Here is a 17,812-nt window from a genome sequence, read left to right on the forward strand (position 1 = left end):
TCACTCAATGTTTATTGAGGTTCGGGAACTGGATTCCAGCCTCTTAAAGGTAACTTCCAGCACACCGTTTTTGTATGTAGCTTTAGCGCTCTGGGGGTCAACCTTTACGGGCAGTTCTACACGTTCGGAATATTTTGGATTCCCATCTATTGTTTCGATGTCAAGTATTAAATCAGTTGCGTTTAGTCTGATGTTTTCTTTCTCGATACCCGGAATCTCGGCAATCACATGAACCTTCTCTTCGGTTTCCAGTATATCAATAAGGGGTTTTCTTTTATCAAGACAACACTTTTCTTCGGTCTCAGTATGCTCAAACATAGGAATATTCCCGAATTCACGGATTTCAGGTTCTTCTCCTGGTCTCTGGGTCAAGGAAAAACCATAAATGAAAGGTTCCTGCCCGAAATTTTCCATACTCATATCCATTGCCCTGCTGAAGCGTTCGAACATTTCGTCCACGTCCTTAACAGGGTCAATTCCGAAGATTTCATCGAAAAAATGTTTCCTTTTTTTACTGTCTCTGTCCATATAATTACCCCGATATTAATTTATCCATTAATAACTCGTTATTGGTGAATATATCAAATCAGCTAGTATAAATCAGTCATTGTTTCTGTTCAGTAGTTCCTGAATTTTTGATAATAAAAAGCCGGGAGTCACCGGCTTATAAGGAAGTGGGCTTACTGAGCCTGGAAGAAACCCGGAACATTTTCGTGTTCGATTTCTTTTTCCGGTTCTTCAGCCTCGGGAGCTTCTTCTTCAAATTCAGTTGCGTATTTAGCAAAGAGTTCAGCACTCCGTTCATAAGTCGTAAGGTTTTCCCTGGATGTTGTAGGCTTTACGCGGCGGATTGCATGTTCAAAGTGCTTCTTTGAAATCCTGATTTCTCCTGCCCGTTTCTCGATGTCTTTTCTGCCAATTCCTGGAGTAACGATTTCCCTCAATGCCAGCATTGCAGCTTCCCTGCAAATGCCCTCGATATCCGCACCCACATACCCTTCAGTCAAATCAGCGAGTTCGGAGAGATTTACATCTTCTGCAATGGGTTTTCCCTGTGTATGGATCTCAAAGATCCTTTCCCTGCTTGTTCTATCAGGCAGCTTGACATAGATAAGCCTATCAAAACGGCCAGGCCTAAGAAGCGCAGGATCTACCATATCAGGCCGATTCGTGGCCGCAACAATAATTACGTCCTTGAGCTCCTCTACTCCATCAAGTTCGGTAAGGATCTGACTGACAACTCTTTCGGACACATGCGTATCTGAAACAGAACTTCTTTGGGGAGCAATTGAATCGATCTCGTCAAAGAAGACCACCGTCGGTGCAGCTTGTTTGGCTTTCCTGAAAGTTTCCCTAACCGCACGCTCGGACTCTCCCACATACTTGCTAAGCAGCTCCGGACCTTTAATGCTGATGAAATTGGCTTCGCTTTCACTTGCAACAGCTTTTGCAAGCAGGGTTTTACCCGTACCTGGAGGCCCGAACAGTAGTATTCCTCTAGGAGGTTTTACACTGATAGTGTTAAAGATTTCAGGGTACTTCAGTGGCCACTCTACAGCCTCAATAAGTTCCTGTTTTGCATTTTCAAGTCCTCCAATATCCTCCCATCCTACATGAGGTACCTCAACATAAACTTCCCTCATCGCCGAAGGCTCGATATTCTTCAGAGCTTCCTTGAAATCATCTTTGGTGACTACGAGCTTATCAAGAATCTCCTGTGGAATTTCTTCTTCTTCGATATCGATTTCAGGAGTTATCCTTCTAAGAGCATGCATTGCAGCTTCTTTACAGAGAGAAGACAGATCAGCGCCTACAAACCCGTGAGTTACATCTGCAATTTCACCAAGACTTACATCCTCCTGAATAGGCATACCTCTAGTATGAATGAGAAGAATCTGTTTCCTACCATTACGATCAGGAATTCCGATTTCTATTTCCCTGTCAAATCTTCCACCACGGCGGAGAGCTTCATCTATTGAGTTAGGGCGGTTTGTGGCAGCGATTACAACTACCTCACCTCTGGATTTTAGCCCGTCCATGAGGGAGAGCAACTGAGCAACTACCCTGCGTTCCATTTCTCCTGTAACTTCACCGCGTTTGGGAGCTATGGAGTCAATCTCATCTATGAAGATGATAGAAGGTGCGTCTTTTTCGGCTTCTTCGAAAATTTCGCGAAGCTTCTGCTCGCTCTCTCCATAATACTTGGAAACGATTTCAGGGCCACTAATAGTTATGAAATTTGCATCGGTTTCACTCGCAACTGCCTTTGCGATCAGTGTTTTACCCGTGCCTGGAGGCCCATGAAGCAGAACTCCTTTGGGAGGTTCAATTCCAAGCTTCTGAAAGAGTTCGGGATGTCTCAGCGGCAACTCAATCATTTCTCTGACAAGTTGAATTTCCCGTTTAAGCCCACCGATATCCTCATATGAAATGCCTTCTGGAACCCGGATCTCCTCCACAGATTTTTCCTTAATGACTATATCAGTATCTTTAGTAACAACAACAGGTCCGGCAGGTCTTGTAGATGCAACTACGAAAGTCAAAGGGTTATTTACAGTTTCCACTCTAATCTGCTGACCTTTGTTCAAAGGTCTTCCCTCAATAATTCTGAGGATGTAGTGAGCCCCTCCAACGAGTCTTACAGGTTGAGAAGGAGCAAGGGTAACTCTTTGGGCATGTTTTGCCTGGACTTTCTGGATTGTGACCCTATCATCAATCCCAACTTTGGCATTACTGCGAAGGTTCCCGTCGATCCGAATCCGATTTTCCTGTTCACGCTCCACATTTGGCCAGACAATTGCGTAAGTCTTGGCTCTCCCTGATATCTCAATTATATCCCCGCTTACAAGCCCCATCTGCTGCATCAAGCGGGTGTCAATTCTTGCAATTCCCCTGCCCACATCCTTATGATAAGCTTCAGCGACTCTCAAGTTAGTTTCTTCAATCATTCGTTCTCAACTCCGGTCTCACGTATTTTCCAGTAATACTGGTTATTTTTGATACCATACTCAATAAATCCCCTCTTTGTAAGGTCTATCAGGTTAGCGTTAACAATACTCGGGTGCAAGCGCAGGTTGTAACATAAGGTAGCCAAAGTGGTTTCATCTTTCAGAAGCTCAAACAGGAGCTCACACTCTACCGGATTCCTGGCTATTTCTTCAATTGAGTCAAGACAACGGTCCATAGCTTCTGTGTATTCAGCCTGGAGCTGCTGCTGCATCTGTGCGAGTTCTTCTTGCCTTTTTTTGAGTTCCTTAAGTCTGCTGCTCAGTTTAAGAAAGAAAGCCGACTGTTCTTCCCCTTGAGGAGTCTCCCCTCCCACAGGACCCTCTTCTTTATTATCCCTATCAAAAGGAACATCATGAAGTGTTACTGTATAGGCATATGGGGATACTGATACTTCAAGTCGCATGTTGTTTGCGATATTGAAGTACTTGCGCCTCTGTTCGTCCACACTGCATTCTATAAGTCCTGCCTGCTCAAGCAGGCCTAGATGACTTATTATGGCTTTTGGCCCTACTCCCAACCTGCTAGAGATCTCACTGACATAGCAGGGACGATTTGCAAGAAGTTGAATAATCTTCCTTCGGTTTTCATTCCCCAGAATGTCAAGTAATTTTGTCGGGTCCATTATTTTCCTCTGATAATAATATAAATTTGTGAAATATTAAGGCAATAGTGCCAGACTTTTGAGATTGTATAATTTTCGGTTATAAGTGTCTAGCCTTGAGTAAATTCGAACAGGAACCCTGCCTGAAACTTTACCCGGTAGACTAGCTGGAAAGGAGAATGCATATGATAGTAACCAATAGTTATCATTAAACATATATAAAGGTTTCTACGACTATTTATGTAATTATTTGTGCAGTTGCTTGCGTTTTATAGTAAACAAAAATAAGAAAGTCTAGATATGAGGCACGAACTAAAAGCAAAATCGGATTGAAGTATAAGAAGAAATAGTTATAAGAAATGGCTGGACAAGTGCAAGCTAACAAAATAATTGTTGTCATTCATGAGTATGGAGGATGAAATACTTATTGTTTTCATCAGTTCCTGACAAACTCTTTGTTGAACCTGAACTATCAGTTCGGAAACAGACTAATCGGAATATAAAATTTTCCGCTTTGTTCTATATGATTCTATCTGAAAAATTACTCCTCAAAAACATCCAGGCAAGAAATTTTTGAAATTTTGGAAAATCTAAATTACGTTTACTTTTTAACTTTTCTTTTTGTTTTCTTTTTGCTGGCTGAAAACCGAGGGTAGATGCAGGGCATAAGACCCTTCTTCCCGGATTGCCATAACGAGTTCTTTTCTTTCAAGAAGAGAATCCAGGTTAAGTTCATAGGAGCCAGGCCCAAGAATTCTTACGGACTCTACTCTTTCGTCATATGTTTCCTTCTCTGGTTCTGGTTCCTGCTTTACACTTTCCTGCTCAGAAGCAAGAGCCTCATCAATATTTCTTACAACTTCATCCAGAGAGGATTCCAGATCTAACTTTTGTTCTTCCAGAGCGAGCCTTTCCTGATTTTCGAAACCTTCAGATTCGTTTTTTACATAAAGGAACTTGTTCCAACCGCAGTTCGGGCAGCCGCTCAGAATGACAGAATCTCCGTCTTCAAATATGGTTCCGCATCTGGTACATCTGTGGGGCATGAATTCACCGGTAGTAGATAATGGGTTAATTTGCTGTTAAGGTAATTATGTACTCGATTTTTTAGACCAATTTAGGATTCTAAATCTGAGGCCAGTTTGATATACTGGATTTCAGACCAGTTTGGTAATACTGGATTTCAGACCAATCTGAATCCTTGACCAAGATTTTAAATGTATACAGAGTGACTATAGTGATAGCCTTGTGGGTACTTAAAATATAGATACACTGAATAGATATGTATATTTGTATTTTACAGCTTAATGCCTTCATTTAAACGAAAGTTAGTTCCACCCAGTAAAAATAAAAATATCCTTTCCGGTTTTAGGCTTACTTCGTTTTCCAGTGAGAAGCGTAAGCTATTATCTACTTAGGAAAAAATTAATAAGTTTTTATAACAATATCCAGTGCTTCTTTCCATTGATCATTTCAGAACTGACCTTGCGCACTCTCTCCATCTCCTCCAGAACTTCTGGAAGCCTTCCAGGCTGGGTTATTTCAAAGACAATAGAATCCAGACCATGGTTTATATAAAGGCTATGTTTAAGATCCTCAAGACTCCAGTATTTTTTAGGGTCTTTTCTCATGCATTTAGTCAGGATACTTGTCATATCTTCCATAAAGTTCCAGGGGTAGACAATCCAGGCCCAATCCTCGAGCCGTTCTCCCACATAATCAGGGTCAATTTTAGAACTCCCAAGGTACTGCAGTGAAGCAGTCCTGACTTCCGTAGGATTATGATTTTCTACATAGGCCCTGGCACTAAGCATACTTTCCCCGGTATCGACAATATCATCTACAATAAGTACCTTTTTTTCTTCCATTACAGCACTCGAAAGAGGATATCGAATGTATGGCTCACCGGTATCGATAGCTGTGTCTCCTATGTAGTGCTCGATTTTCAAACTGGACAGGTCATCAAGTCCCAGAAAATCGCATAGTACTCGCCCGGCAAACCAGCCTCCTCTTGCAAGAGCAATAATTACGTCCGGTTCATATCCAGAACATTTGACTTCCGTAGATATGTTTCGGCACAAACTATAAATGTAATCCCAGTTCGTAAGCACACATTTGAATGATTTTATGCAAAGTCCTCCATGATCTGGAAATCGCAATACACAGTCAGAATACTATCAGATAAGAAGTATCACTTTCCAAGCTCTATTCCGATCTATATAATCAAGATTATAGACTTTAAGTTTTCTTATCTTGTCAAAGGATAGTTCTAAAAATAATTAAAAAACAGGACAAGATTAAAAGGAATAAGACAAAATTAAAAAGAATGGGACAAGACTAAAAGAACAGGGCAAGATTAAAAAGAATGGAATAAAATTAAAAAGAAGACAATAGAATTAAAAAATGAATACTTAAAAGGTAAGATATGAACTCTTGCTATACTGAAAGAATATGACTGAAAGGACGTGACTAAAAGTATGGATTGAAGTTAATTTTAAATAACTTTAGACATCACTCGTAGAACTTCAAGTTCCTTCAAAAGATCTTTCTAAAAAATGAAGCAAAGACAAATCTTCGCAAACGTGCAAGATCCGGAAAGTGAAATCAATGGATAAAGCCTTGATAGACCTGATTTTTATGTCCCAGAAGAGAAAAGACCTTTTGCTCCTTCTCAAAAACGGAGGAAAACCAATAGAGGACATAGTAAAAAGTCTGAACGTTAACCCAACGGGCATGCTCCCGCAAATCAAAAAATTAAAGGATGAAAATCTGGTTTTTCAGGAAGATAAAGAGTACAAGCTAATGCCTCTTGCAAAAATTTTGGTCGAGAAAATGGAACCTTTACTTGATACTCTGCAGGCCATTGAGGAGAATGCTGAATACTGGCAGGACCGCGATATCTCTGAACTACCCAGGGCATTTCTGGAAAGATTCAATGAACTAAAGTCCTGCTTCCTTGTAAAACCTAATCCTGATAGTATTTTTGAGCCTTCTTCCGTGTTCCTGGATAACATAAGGAAATCAAAAAAGATAATCTGTTTTTCATCAATATTTCATCCGGTATTTTCCGAAATATTTCTAGCAAACAAAGAAAATGATATCAGAATAACCCTTGTAGTAACAGAGAAAATTTATGAAAGACTGAAAACCGATTTTGAAGAAGAACTGAAACTTTATCTGGCCAGAGAAAAAAAGAAGCTTTTTATCTGTAATAACGAGGTAAAGATTGCCATGCTGGTTAAGACTGAATATTTCATGGCTGCTGATTTTCTTACTTCGAAGGGAATTTTTGACCAGGAAACCCTTATAGGCTTCGAGCCTACAGCCCTGAGATGGACTGAAGACCTTATTCTACATTACAAAGAGCACGCTCACCAGATATAAAGATAAACTAAATATAAACTCAGTTAAGAAAATTTGAAGTTTAAACTGTAACATCAATATGTATTTCTATTTTTATGTCGAGCTGTAGATTATTCATCCATTTTTCAAAGTTTTCACTGTCTCTTTTACTTAAGAAATAATAAGTAGTTTTCAGTTTTTTAGAGAAGATTTTTAAATTTAAAGGCTTCGAGATGAATGAACATAAGCGTCTGTAAGATCCCTTCTACCATAAAGAATGAGTCGGTTCTTTGTTCGCGTGCACTCCGTAATTCCACTACCTTATGTCCTGATTCAAAAATGAATTCAAAAATGAATTCAAAAACGAATTCAAAAACGAATTCAAAAATGGATTCAAAAATGGATTCAAAAATGTTAGATATGCCCTCTGTAATAGTTACAACTCTCAATTAGGTCCTACAGGCTCTTTACTTGAGAAAGGACAAGGAAAACTCTCAAAAAAGAATTCCAAGACAACTCAATTAACAAAGAAGAAAACTAACCTATAAAGCTACGAATAGAACTGAAGTTTAAGCAAAGGATAAATCCAAACAGACTCATCTTTTCATAAACGTATCAGCGAGAACAAGAGTAGAGAAAAAGAGGGGAAAAATGAAAATAGGAGCAACCGATAAGTTTTGGAAGTACACGAAAATTACAACAGTTCTGCTTACGACATTTGTGATTATTCTTTCCGGTTGTATTGGTGAAGAACAGAACAAAACCGAGTCAGGAAATACAACAAATGATAGTCAGGGAGTTACCGAAACAAACAGTAGTCATGGGACCACTGGAGGAGATTACGTATACGGTACTGCAAAAGTGGAGAGTGTTCAAATTGTAACCCTTGAGTCTTTTCCAGTACAGATACAGGTGATAGCAAAAGGCTACCTGCCTGACGGATGTACTGAAATAGATGAAATAAAGAATGAAAGCAAAGGAAATGTTTTCAATATTAATATCAGTACAAAACGCCCTAGAGATGCATTCTGTACGCAGGCTACAAAGAATTTTACAGAAACTATTCCCCTTGAAGTCAGGGGCCTCAAAGCCGGTAACTACACTGTAAATGTGAATGGAGTGACCGAGTCTTTTGAACTATCCGTAGATAACGGACCTCAAGAGGCTTCTAACACCAGTTCATTTAAACAGCAGATAATAACCGAAGCTGACAACGGAACAATTATAAGTGTTGAAAATGGAAGCACGTTTTACCTCAAGCTTAAGGAAAACCCGACCACAGGTTATTCATGGGAACTCAATCTAAGCCAGGGGCTCAATAATATCTCAGGAGAATATTATCCTCCAGAGCAGCCTGAAGGAATCAAAGAACCTCTTGTGGGCGCTGGAGGGATCCATTTATGGGAAGTTAAAGCCGTATCTAAAGGCAGCCAGCAAGTAACTGGAATATATAAAAGACCCTGGGAGAAATTAACCGGAGAAGAAGAGAAATTCACACTCAACGTTAAGGTTGTCTGAGTTACTGGTGATACCTGCCCTTTTCCAGGTTTATTCATCCCATTCAGTAGAGGAAAAGGGCATCTTAACTTTTGACCTGGCACTGCATTCTTAGCACTATATTCTTGGTATCGAGTTCTTAGCACTGTATTTGGTATCGAGTTCTTAGCACCGTATTTTTGGTATCGCATCCTTAGCACTGTATTCTTGGTATCGCGCTCTTCTCCCATTGGTCCTTTTAAAGAGATCCAAGAGCCTGTTTCAGATCTTTAAGGCAATTTTCGCAGATGTAGGATGTACCGATTTGTGTGCATCCAAGAATTTCCTTACCACCTTCCTTTTCTCTTTCTCCCTGGCTTCCAGGATAGCCTTCGCAGTAGACTCCGCACTTAACCTCGCAATAAGCTCCACAGAATATGCACCTTGTCATGATATGATTTAAGGTTCGAAGTATCAAATATATTTCCGGAAAAGCCTGAGAAAAATAATGAGCAGAATATAAAATATGATAAATTGCAGTTAACTGAAGAATTTTTTGATAGAAATACATAAGTTACACGATAGACCTATGAAGAATTCCACGATAGACCTATTAAGATCAGAAGACCAGGCGAAAGCTATATAAACGATCATTAGTATGTTCTGATAGTTGTCCCAGGCAAGGTGGCCTGATAAATAAAACCCCGTAGCGGGGTGGGGTAGCCAGGAGATCCCGACGGGCTCATAACCCGTAGACCGATGGTTCGAATCCATCCCCCGCTATAGTAAAGCTCTTTTCTGAGTTTGTTTGTGGTTTGACACATTTTCAGATTTTAATTACCCGGTAGCGGGGTGGGGTAGCCAGGAGATCCCGACGGGCTCATAACCCGTAGACCGATGGTTCGAATCCATCCCCCGCTATAGTAAAGCTCTTTTCTGAGTTTGTTTGTGGTTTTTGTGTTTTAACTGTGTTTTAGCACTTTTCAGAGTCTATCAGACAACACTCGTTCAAATATTCATACCCGGCAACGTTTTTATAGCCGGTCACTGATTTATATATAGAATCCATTTATTGATCCCTATTTTAAGCTACTGAAACTTAAGGCTTATTAAGGAAGGTTACTCTCTTACACAAGGTCAAAAAAGTGTGAGTATCTTTTTATTTATCCTCAAAAAATCAGCAGGATGATTTTCATATGGTAATGGAAAAACTTGGAGACTCCTTACAGGGGGCGCTTAAGAAGCTGATCGGCGCGGGGCGAATTGATGAGCGCACGGTCAATGAAGTAGTAAAAGATATCCAGCGGGCTCTGCTCCAGGCCGACGTGAATGTAAAACTTGTTATGGGAATGTCCCAGAGAATCAAAGAGCGTGCAATGAAAGAAGACCCTCCTGCAGGTATGAACCCGAGGGAGCACGTAATCCGCATCGTATACCAGGAACTAATGGAAATTATCGGCAAGGGAGCTGAGATTCAGCTCAAGCCGCAGACTATAATGATGGTTGGGCTTCAGGGAAGCGGAAAAACTACCAGTACAGCAAAGCTTGCTCGCTACTTCCAGAGAAAAGGACTTAAAGCAGGGGTTATCGCCGCAGATACCTTCCGACCCGGTGCATATCATCAGCTTAAAACTCTCTGTGAGAAGCTTAATGTCGCTTTCTATGGAGAGGAAAACAATCCCGATGCTGTCGAAATTACCAGAAATGGACTCAAAGCCCTGGAAAAATACGATATAAAAATTGTGGACACCGCAGGCCGGCATGCCCTTGAGGCCGATCTGATAGAAGAAATGGAACGGATCAACGCCGTTGCCAAGCCAAACCACAAATTCATGGTGCTTGATGCAGGTATTGGACAGCAGGCAAGCCAGCAGGCCCACGCCTTTAACGATTCTGTAGGAATTACAGGCGTTATCATAACGAAACTTGACGGCACTGCAAAAGGAGGCGGAGCCCTGTCTGCCGTTTCCGAAACAAAAGCCCCTATTGCTTTTATTGGCGTCGGAGAAACACCGGAAGATTTTGAAAAATTCGAAGCTGACAGGTTCATTTCAAGGCTTCTTGGCATGGGAGACCTTAAAAGCCTGATGGAAAAGGCTGAAGAGACCCTGAGTGAAGAAGACGTAAATGTCGAGGCCCTGATGCAGGGGAGATTCACTCTCAAAGACATGTACAAGCAGCTTGAAGCCATGAACAAGATGGGCCCTCTCAAACAGATTATGTCCATGCTGCCACTGGGAATGGGCGGAATGGGAGGCGTTAAGCTCTCAGATGAGACGTTCCAGGCTACCAGTGACAAGATGAAAAATTACAAGATAATCATGGACTCCATGACAGAAGAGGAAATGACTGACCCCAAGCTCATAGGCGGTTCCCGGATCAAAAGGATTTCAAGAGGCTCGGGTTGTAGCCCTGAAGAAGTAAGGGAGCTTCTGAAATATCACAAAACCATGCAGACAGCTCTAAAAGGATTTAGGGGCGGAAAATTCAACATTCAGAAAATGATGAAGAAAAGACTGGGGATGTAATTTATCCCGAATTTTTCTTATTTTTATATAGCGTTGTTTGCATTTACTTTTTTATAGTTACTAAGTTTAAGGGATACTTGTTCTTTAGATTATAATCGATTGTTTATTGATTGCTAACATCGATTATATATTGATTGCTAACGTCGATTGTTTATTAATTGCTAATGTCAATTGTTAATGTCAATTGTTAATGTCAATTGTTAATGTCGATTGCTAATGGACTTTTAATGTCAATTATTAATATTCACTGCTAATGGATTGCTAATGGACTTTTAATGTCAATTATTAATATTCACTGCTAATGGATTGCTAATGTCGATTGTTAAAAATCGACATTAATATTTTTCACAAATTTCAAGGAAATTGGTAAGCAATTCTTCTCCTTTCTCGGTGTGGGAAACCTCAGGATGCCACTGTACACCATAAATCGGCTTTGTCGGGTGGCGCATAGCTTCAATTTCACAAATATCAGAACGCGCAAGATGGATAAAGCCCTCAGGCAGAATGGCAACCTCATCTGCATGGGAAGCCCACACTGTAGTCCTGGGCCCTAGTCCACGCAGAATATCATCTTCTTCGAGCACTTCTATCTCAACCTCGGCATATCCGCCTTTTTTCCCTGCATGAACATGTCCTCCATATGCCAGGGCAATTGCCTGATGCCCGAGGCAGATTCCAAGAATAGGGAGATCGATTTCCCGGACGTAGTCGAAACATAAACCCGCCCTATCCATTTCCGGTCCGCCACTAAGGATTAATCCGTCCGGCTCCTCTGCCAGAATATCCTCAATTGGCATTGTATTGGGAATTATTTTCGTATCCATGTCAAGGTCTCGAACAGCCCGATGAATGAGATGGCAAAATTGTCCGTAATTATTAACAACAAGAATTTTCAGCTCTTTCATAGTTTCTTCAGTTCCTGTTTTAGTATGATTGTATTTTTGATGCTATGAGTTTATTCTATTAGCCAATCTTATCCTATTTTAATTCTTGTATGCTTCCAAAATTTAGAATTAAGAGTTGTTTTCGCAATCAAGAGGCTTCAAAACTAATCAATTTCTTGAATTTATTTTCCTTAACCTATATTTACGGGTTTACTTTCCTTAACCTATATTTACAGGCTTATTTTCCTTAACCTATATTTACAGGCTTATTTTCCTTAACCTATATTTACAGGCTTATTTTCCTTAACCTGTATTTACGGGTTTATTTTCCTCAGACTATGCTATTTAATTTATTTTTCCTCCTACATGAAGTGCATTTTCAATGATACCATTTACTCAGAATAAAGAGAAACTTCAGATTTGATCATTATAGTACATTATTATACAGAAAAGTTCAAGAATATCCGTTGATATTAAAGTGAATAACTTGTCTCGTAGCTAGTTGGAATAGCTTTAAATAGATTTAATGTGCTAACGTGTCACATACTAGCACGGAGTTTCCGAGTAGATATAGCAACAATTTGAGAGCATTTTGCGCTAGAAGGAGATTAATGATGTCAGAAATCGGTAAAAAGATACGGATAGAAAGGCTGATGAACCGGGAAAGCAGAAACATTGTCATCATTCCCATGGACCATGGGATTTCAGACGGGCCTATTGACGGGCTTATCAATATCACTGATACAGTAAACAGAGTTGCCGAAGGAGGAGCAAACGCCGTTCTTATGCAAAAAGGAATGGTAAAATACGGACATAGGGGATATGGCCATGATATAGGCCTTATCGTGCATATCAGTGGTTCTTCTTCCCTGAGCCCGGACCCTAATGCCAAGGTACAGGTCTGTACAGTTGAGGAAGTAATTAAGATGGGAGCCGATGCCGTTTCCATGCATATAAATGTAGGCTCTGAAACCGAAACTGACCAGCTTGAGCAGCTTGGAAAAATTTCCAGAGACTGTACGGAATGGGGTATGCCTCTTCTTACTATGATGTACCCCAGAGGTAAAAAGATCACAAATCCGCACGACCCTGTAAATGTAGCGCATGCTGCAAGGATAGGGGCCGAACTCGGAGCTGATGTTGTAAAAACAGTATACACCGGAGACCCTGATAGCTTCAGAGATGTTGTCAGAGGCTGCCCTGTACCTGTAGTTATTGCAGGAGGACCGAAAACCTCAACGGACCTGGAACTCCTCGAGATGATTGACGGAGCAATGGAAGCCGGAGCCAGAGGTGCTGCAATCGGAAGAAATGTTTTCCAGCATAAGGACCCTGTCAGACTCACCCGGGCCATTTGCGAGATTGTACATCATAGAAGACCTGTAGAAGAAGCTCTCGAACAGTTGAATTGAGAGCTAGATATTGAAAAGCAAGACCAGAACCTGAAACGGAAGTTAAAAAAGGGGAAAAGGCCTGAGTAAAAATAGAAAGTATACCGAGGTTGAAACCTTTGAAGAAAAAAAGTGTATGGATAAAAGCCGATGACGGCGGCTGGGAACAACAGAAAGAAAGAGTTACGACAGGCCTTGAATCAGGAGCCGACTGCATACTTGTAAACCCAGGAGATGTTGGAAAAGTTAGGGAACTGGGAAATATTCCAGTAGCAACCTTTGGCCGTGACAACAAGTCCGGAGCTGAAATTATTGTCGTTGGAAAGAGAGGAGAAGGCGATGGAACGAAACCTTTGCCCCTTGAGACTCAGGGTTCTCTTGACATAAACGCAGCAACTGTTCTAAGGGATAAAGAGGTGGCTGTTGGCGGATATGTTATAATCAGGGATAAACGCTACGAGAATTTCGCAGCCGAGCTGGGAAAGGTCTGCGATTTCCTCATTGTGACAGGCACGGACTGGAAGGTTATCCCTCTGGAAAATCTGATAGCTGAGCTTCAGCGTTATGATGTAAAAATAATTTTCGGGGTAAAGACTGCTGAAGAAGCAAGGCTGGCCTTCCAGACTCTTGAAACCGGAGCAGATGGCGTTCTTCTTGACAGTGGAAACATTCAGGAAATTAAAGATACCATCCTGGCTGCAAGAGAACTGGAAAACGAAAGTACTGAGCTTGAGTCTGCAGTTATAACTCGGGTCGAATCTCTTGGAATGGGAGACCGAGTCTGTGTAGACACATGCAACCTTATGCAAAAAGGAGAAGGCATGCTAATAGGTTCTCAGGCAAGCGGGATGTTCCTCGTAAATTCCGAATCTGATGACAGCCCGTATGTGGCAGCTCGACCATTCAGGGTAAATGCAGGTGCGGTTCACTCTTATATAAAAATAGGAGATAAAACCCGTTATCTTTCGGAACTTCGGACTGGAGATCCGGTAACCATAATCGATTCGAAAGGGAGACAGAGAGAAGGCTTTGTGGGCAGGGTCAAGATAGAAAGCCGTCCTCTTATGCTTATTGAAGCAAAAGTAGGAGATCGTACTCTGAGCGCAATCCTGCAAAATGCCGAAACTATCAAGCTGGTTGGAAAAGATGGAAATCCGATTTCAGTCGCCAAACTCAAGAAAGGCGATGAAGTTCTGGTTCGCCTGGAGGAAGGAGCCAGACATTTCGGTAAAAAAATCGAAGAGACTATTATAGAGAAATAACCCCCTAATAGAGAAACAATCCCTTAATAGAGAAATAATCCCCTAATAGAGAAATAATCTCCTAAAAAAGGAAAGATTGTCAGTAGAAAAGGAAAAACAGAAAAAGAAACGGTAATCAACGGAAAAACGAAAACCGGAGCAACAATGATTCATATTGGCCAGCTTGATCTTGAGAAAAGAGCTGCCGTTGTCGCAGTAATCCTTGAAAAGCCTCTTGAAGCTTCAAGAAAGGCCGTCGAAATGGGAGCCGACCTTCTAGAAATCCGGCTGGATTTACTTGGAATCAGAAACCTGGAAACAGCTGCAGAAACAATCCAAAAAGTAAAATCCGAAACCGGACTTCCAGTAATTCTCACAAATCGCTCAGTTAAGGAAGGAGGAAAATGGGAAGGAAAAGAAGACGACAGAATTGAACTTTTAACAAATCTCCTTTCTACAAATCTCCTTTCCCTGAAAGACGGACCAGATGCAGTGGACATCGAACTTTCTGCCGGGAGAGAAACAAGAGACCAGGTAATAAAAATGGCAAGAGCACACGGAAAAACCATAATCGTTTCTTCCCATAACTTTTCGAAAACTCCGGCTTTCCAAGAAATGAAAACTATTCTGGAAGAAGCATTTCTGGCAGGAGCAGATATTGCGAAACTTGCTGTTATGCCGCAATCGAGAAGAGACGTACTGGACCTGTTAAGAGTTGCACTGGATGCCAGGGAGGCAGGAAACGCTGTGTGTACGATCGCTATGGGAAAGCTCGGAAAACATACAAGGGTAATTGCTCCTTTTTATGGTTCGGTCCTGACATATTCGGCTGTTGATAGTGAAGTTTCTGCAGCTCCCGGACAATTTAAGGTAGATGAAGTAAAGAAAATAATGGAGCTGCTAGAATGAAGCGAGTTTTTGGCGTATTCGGAGACCCTATAGCCCATTCCCTTTCTCCTGCAATGCATAATGCTGTTTTTTCAGCCCTTGGGATGGACTGTATCTACCACGCTTTCAGGGTGAAGCCTGAAAAGCTGGAAAAAGCAATTCTTGGGGCTGAAGCTATGGGATTTGGAGGGTTGAACCTGACAGTGCCCTTAAAAGAGGCAGCCTTGAAACTTGACTGCATAAAACCTGATCCACTGGCCGAAAGTATAGGGGCTGTAAACACTATTGTCTTTGGGAAAAATGAAGAAATAAAAGGGTACAACACTGACGGATTAGGAGCAAAGCAGGCACTTCAGAATTCTGCAGTGGAAATAAGGGGGTCTAAAATCGTAGTTGCAGGAGCAGGAGGAGCAGCAAGAGCTATTGCGTTTCAGCTTGCAGCCGATGGCGCTGAAATCACAATAGTAAATCGTACAGAAAGAAGGGCAATTGAGCTTGCTAAAGATATCTCAACTGCAGCCCTTTGTGGAAATGTAACCGGGAGAGGGCTCTCCGGACTAAAAAGCCTGTTGCAGGATTCCAATATCCTGATCAACACCACAACTCTTGGAATGCACCCGAACACGGACACTGCGATTGCCACAGCAGAAGATCTACATCCTGACCTTACTGTTTTTGACATTGTCTATAATCCCCTGGAAACCAGGCTCTTAAGAGAAGCAAAAGCCTCAGGCGCAAAGACCGTGAGTGGAGTTTCAATGCTTGTCTATCAGGGAGCTGAAGCTTTCAAGCTCTGGACAGGAATCGAACCTCCAGTCGAACTTATGAAAAAAACGGTTCTGGAGGTTTTGCAGGCTTGAGTGCTAATCTGAAACCAGGGAGTCAGGTCAATACGGCCCAAAACCCTGAAAAAACGAAGGTTCTGATCCTTGGCGGAACCGGTGAGATGGGACAATGGTTTACCCGTTTTTTCAAAGAGAGAGGTTATGAAGTTACGGTCTGGGGAAAAAGTGGTAAAACAGAGGTTGCAAGGAAATTAGAAGTTCCTTTTGCCTCGGACCTAGAAGAAGCTGTTCCTGAAAGTGACATAGTAATAGTCTCTGTGCCCATCAGTGTAACTGAAGAGACTATTGCGGAAATTGCCCCAAAAATGAAAGCCGGAAGCCTCCTTATGGACTTTACTTCCATTAAAGTAAAACCTGTAGAGGCTATGAGGAAATTTGCTCCTTCAGGAGTGGAAATTCTCGGCACACATCCAATGTTCGGCCCAACGATTCCTACAATAAGAGGACAAACTGTTATTCTTGTTCCTGTAAAAGGACGTTCGGAGAAGTGGTTTCCGGTAATAAAAGAGCTTTTTGAAGAAGGAGGAGCGCATGTTGAGATTACTACTGCAGCCGAACACGACAGGCTTGTTTCGGTTGTGCAGGGACTTACCCATTTTGCCTATATTACTATAGGAACGACCATTGACAGATTAGATTTCGATATAAAAAAGTCCAAAAAATTCGTAAGCCCGGTCTATGATATAATGCTGGACTTTGTAGGCAGGATTCTTGGCCAGAACCCCTATCTATATGCCCTCATCCAGATGGAAAACACCGGAGTTCTTGAGGTTCATGAAGCATTTATCAAGGAGTGCGAAGAGCTCTCAAGGCTTGTGCGAGCCCATGACGAAGAAAGTTTTGTGAAAAAGATGAAAGCTGCTGCTCGTAAGTACGGGGATACTGCTCATGCCCTGCGTAAATCGGACAAACTGATTAATTCCAGAATAACTGAGTACGAGACCATCCTGAATTCTGTTGGAAAGGTTTGTGGCTTTTTCCATATCTATTCGGGAAAAATCCATGTAGGTACCCTGGAAAAAGCAGGACTGGACGAGATCGTTCTGACAAAACTGGTATCAAAAGGCACTTCCCTTCATATAAAAAATAAATTTGTAAAACTCAAGCTTGAAAATCTTCGCATGCTTTCGGAATCCGAATTGTGGAAATGGAGAAAAGAAAACCTCGAACATTCTACAAGGGATATTTCAGTCCTTATCCCTAAAGGGGCTGACCCTGTAGTTATCCTTAACGCTATAAACACTAACAAACAGCTTGCAGCCTGCGAAATTAGTGATATGTATAAAGGTATTAATCTGGGAGACCACAAAAGGACTAATCGGGAATATTGTAAAGAAAATTGGGAAGATTATAAGGGGAACTGGGGAGATTATAAGGGGAACTGGGATAATTATAAAAAATTTAACCTAATAGGAACTAAAAAAGAAAGAGAAGAAACAAAAAGACTTGGAGTTACTTACAGAATAACGGTTTTTGGGGATTGTAACGCTAGTTCTGTCGAAGCTGATGTCACATCGCTCCTTTGCGGTCTTGGGTGCAGAATAAGAGAGAAAAATCTGAAACAAAAAGGAAAACCTGAGACAGAAAGGAAAATCTGAGACAAAAAG

The 17,812-nt window shown here is 41.4% G+C and carries 15 protein-coding genes and 2 tRNA genes; 10 read left to right on the top strand and 7 right to left on the bottom strand.

Annotated features, from left to right (window positions below; translation table 11 throughout):
* The 5 genes from hsp20 to MSBR3_RS12660 all read right to left on the bottom strand — a co-directional run bounded on the left by hsp20 (window position 1) and on the right by MSBR3_RS12660 (window position 5,721).
* On the bottom strand, window positions 1-528 hold the full coding sequence (gene hsp20, locus MSBR3_RS12640; RefSeq protein ID WP_048108577.1) for an archaeal heat shock protein Hsp20: 528 nt from the start codon (window positions 526-528) through the stop codon (window positions 1-3).
* A gap of 152 nt (window positions 529-680) precedes the next feature.
* Window positions 681-2,948, bottom strand: coding sequence for a CDC48 family AAA ATPase (locus MSBR3_RS12645; protein WP_048108579.1), 2,268 nt, complete (start codon window positions 2,946-2,948; stop codon window positions 681-683).
* Window positions 2,945-3,631: an ArsR/SmtB family transcription factor gene (locus MSBR3_RS12650; protein ID WP_048108582.1), complete on the bottom strand. Its 687-nt coding sequence runs from the start codon at window positions 3,629-3,631 to the stop codon at window positions 2,945-2,947. Before MSBR3_RS12650 ends, MSBR3_RS12645 begins: the two co-directional genes overlap by 4 nt.
* A 587-nt stretch (window positions 3,632-4,218) precedes the next feature.
* Window positions 4,219-4,656 (bottom strand): Zn-ribbon domain-containing protein, encoded by a 438-nt coding sequence (locus MSBR3_RS12655; RefSeq protein ID WP_048108584.1) that lies wholly within the window; start codon window positions 4,654-4,656, stop codon window positions 4,219-4,221.
* 390 nt (window positions 4,657-5,046) lie between these two features.
* Window positions 5,047-5,721 (bottom strand): phosphoribosyltransferase, encoded by a 675-nt coding sequence (locus MSBR3_RS12660; protein ID WP_080942298.1) that lies wholly within the window; start codon window positions 5,719-5,721, stop codon window positions 5,047-5,049.
* Between the two features lie 496 nt (window positions 5,722-6,217).
* On the opposite strand from MSBR3_RS12660, the gene MSBR3_RS12665 reads away from it, so the two are divergent.
* Together MSBR3_RS12665 and MSBR3_RS12675 are read left to right on the top strand one after the other, a co-directional pair.
* Window positions 6,218-6,994: a helix-turn-helix transcriptional regulator gene (locus MSBR3_RS12665; RefSeq protein ID WP_048108587.1), complete on the top strand. Its 777-nt coding sequence runs from the start codon at window positions 6,218-6,220 to the stop codon at window positions 6,992-6,994.
* A gap of 609 nt (window positions 6,995-7,603) precedes the next feature.
* Entirely contained in the window at window positions 7,604-8,470 is an 867-nt protein-coding gene (locus MSBR3_RS12675) for a protease inhibitor I42 family protein (RefSeq protein ID WP_048108589.1), read from the top strand.
* A gap of 217 nt (window positions 8,471-8,687) precedes the next feature.
* On the opposite strand, the gene MSBR3_RS12680 is transcribed toward MSBR3_RS12675, so the two are convergent.
* Entirely contained in the window at window positions 8,688-8,879 is a 192-nt protein-coding gene (locus MSBR3_RS12680) for a hypothetical protein (RefSeq protein ID WP_048110483.1), read from the bottom strand.
* A gap of 257 nt (window positions 8,880-9,136) precedes the next feature.
* Between MSBR3_RS12680 and MSBR3_RS12685 the strand changes: the two genes are divergently transcribed.
* From MSBR3_RS12685 to MSBR3_RS12695, 3 genes are all read left to right on the top strand, one after another.
* Window positions 9,137-9,211, top strand: a tRNA-Met gene (locus tag MSBR3_RS12685).
* A 63-nt stretch (window positions 9,212-9,274) separates the two neighbouring features.
* Window positions 9,275-9,349: transfer RNA gene (locus MSBR3_RS12690), tRNA-Met, on the top strand.
* A gap of 275 nt (window positions 9,350-9,624) precedes the next feature.
* Window positions 9,625-10,956 (top strand): signal recognition particle protein Srp54, encoded by a 1,332-nt coding sequence (locus MSBR3_RS12695; protein WP_048108590.1) that lies wholly within the window; start codon window positions 9,625-9,627, stop codon window positions 10,954-10,956.
* A gap of 335 nt (window positions 10,957-11,291) precedes the next feature.
* Here the strand turns inward: MSBR3_RS12695 and MSBR3_RS12700 are convergent, their stop codons facing one another.
* Window positions 11,292-11,861: a GMP synthase subunit A gene (locus MSBR3_RS12700; protein ID WP_048108591.1), complete on the bottom strand. Its 570-nt coding sequence runs from the start codon at window positions 11,859-11,861 to the stop codon at window positions 11,292-11,294.
* Window positions 11,862-12,454: 593 nt separating this feature from the next.
* On the opposite strand from MSBR3_RS12700, the gene MSBR3_RS12705 reads away from it, so the two are divergent.
* From MSBR3_RS12705 to MSBR3_RS12725, 5 genes are all read left to right on the top strand, one after another.
* The gene (locus MSBR3_RS12705) at window positions 12,455-13,252 is read left to right on the top strand and encodes a 2-amino-3,7-dideoxy-D-threo-hept-6-ulosonate synthase (RefSeq protein WP_048108592.1); all 798 of its coding nucleotides are present in this window, start codon (window positions 12,455-12,457) and stop codon (window positions 13,250-13,252) included.
* Window positions 13,253-13,350: 98 nt separating this feature from the next.
* Window positions 13,351-14,493 (top strand): 3-dehydroquinate synthase II, encoded by a 1,143-nt coding sequence (locus tag MSBR3_RS12710; RefSeq protein WP_048108593.1) that lies wholly within the window; start codon window positions 13,351-13,353, stop codon window positions 14,491-14,493.
* Between the two features lie 144 nt (window positions 14,494-14,637).
* Window positions 14,638-15,381 carry a type I 3-dehydroquinate dehydratase gene (gene aroD, locus MSBR3_RS12715; protein ID WP_048108595.1) on the top strand — a complete coding sequence of 248 codons (744 nt, stop codon included), beginning with the start codon at window positions 14,638-14,640 and terminating at the stop codon, window positions 15,379-15,381.
* Window positions 15,378-16,220 (top strand): shikimate dehydrogenase, encoded by an 843-nt coding sequence (locus tag MSBR3_RS12720; protein ID WP_048108597.1) that lies wholly within the window; start codon window positions 15,378-15,380, stop codon window positions 16,218-16,220. The genes aroD and MSBR3_RS12720 overlap by 4 nt, the downstream gene beginning before the upstream one ends.
* Window positions 16,217-17,803, top strand: a complete 1,587-nt coding sequence (locus MSBR3_RS12725) for a prephenate dehydrogenase (RefSeq protein WP_080942299.1) — start codon at window positions 16,217-16,219, stop codon at window positions 17,801-17,803. The genes MSBR3_RS12720 and MSBR3_RS12725 overlap by 4 nt, the downstream gene beginning before the upstream one ends.
* Window positions 17,804-17,812 lie beyond the last annotated feature (9 nt).

The organism is Methanosarcina barkeri 3, from assembly GCF_000970305.1.
GTDB lineage: Archaea > Halobacteriota > Methanosarcinia > Methanosarcinales > Methanosarcinaceae > Methanosarcina > Methanosarcina barkeri_A.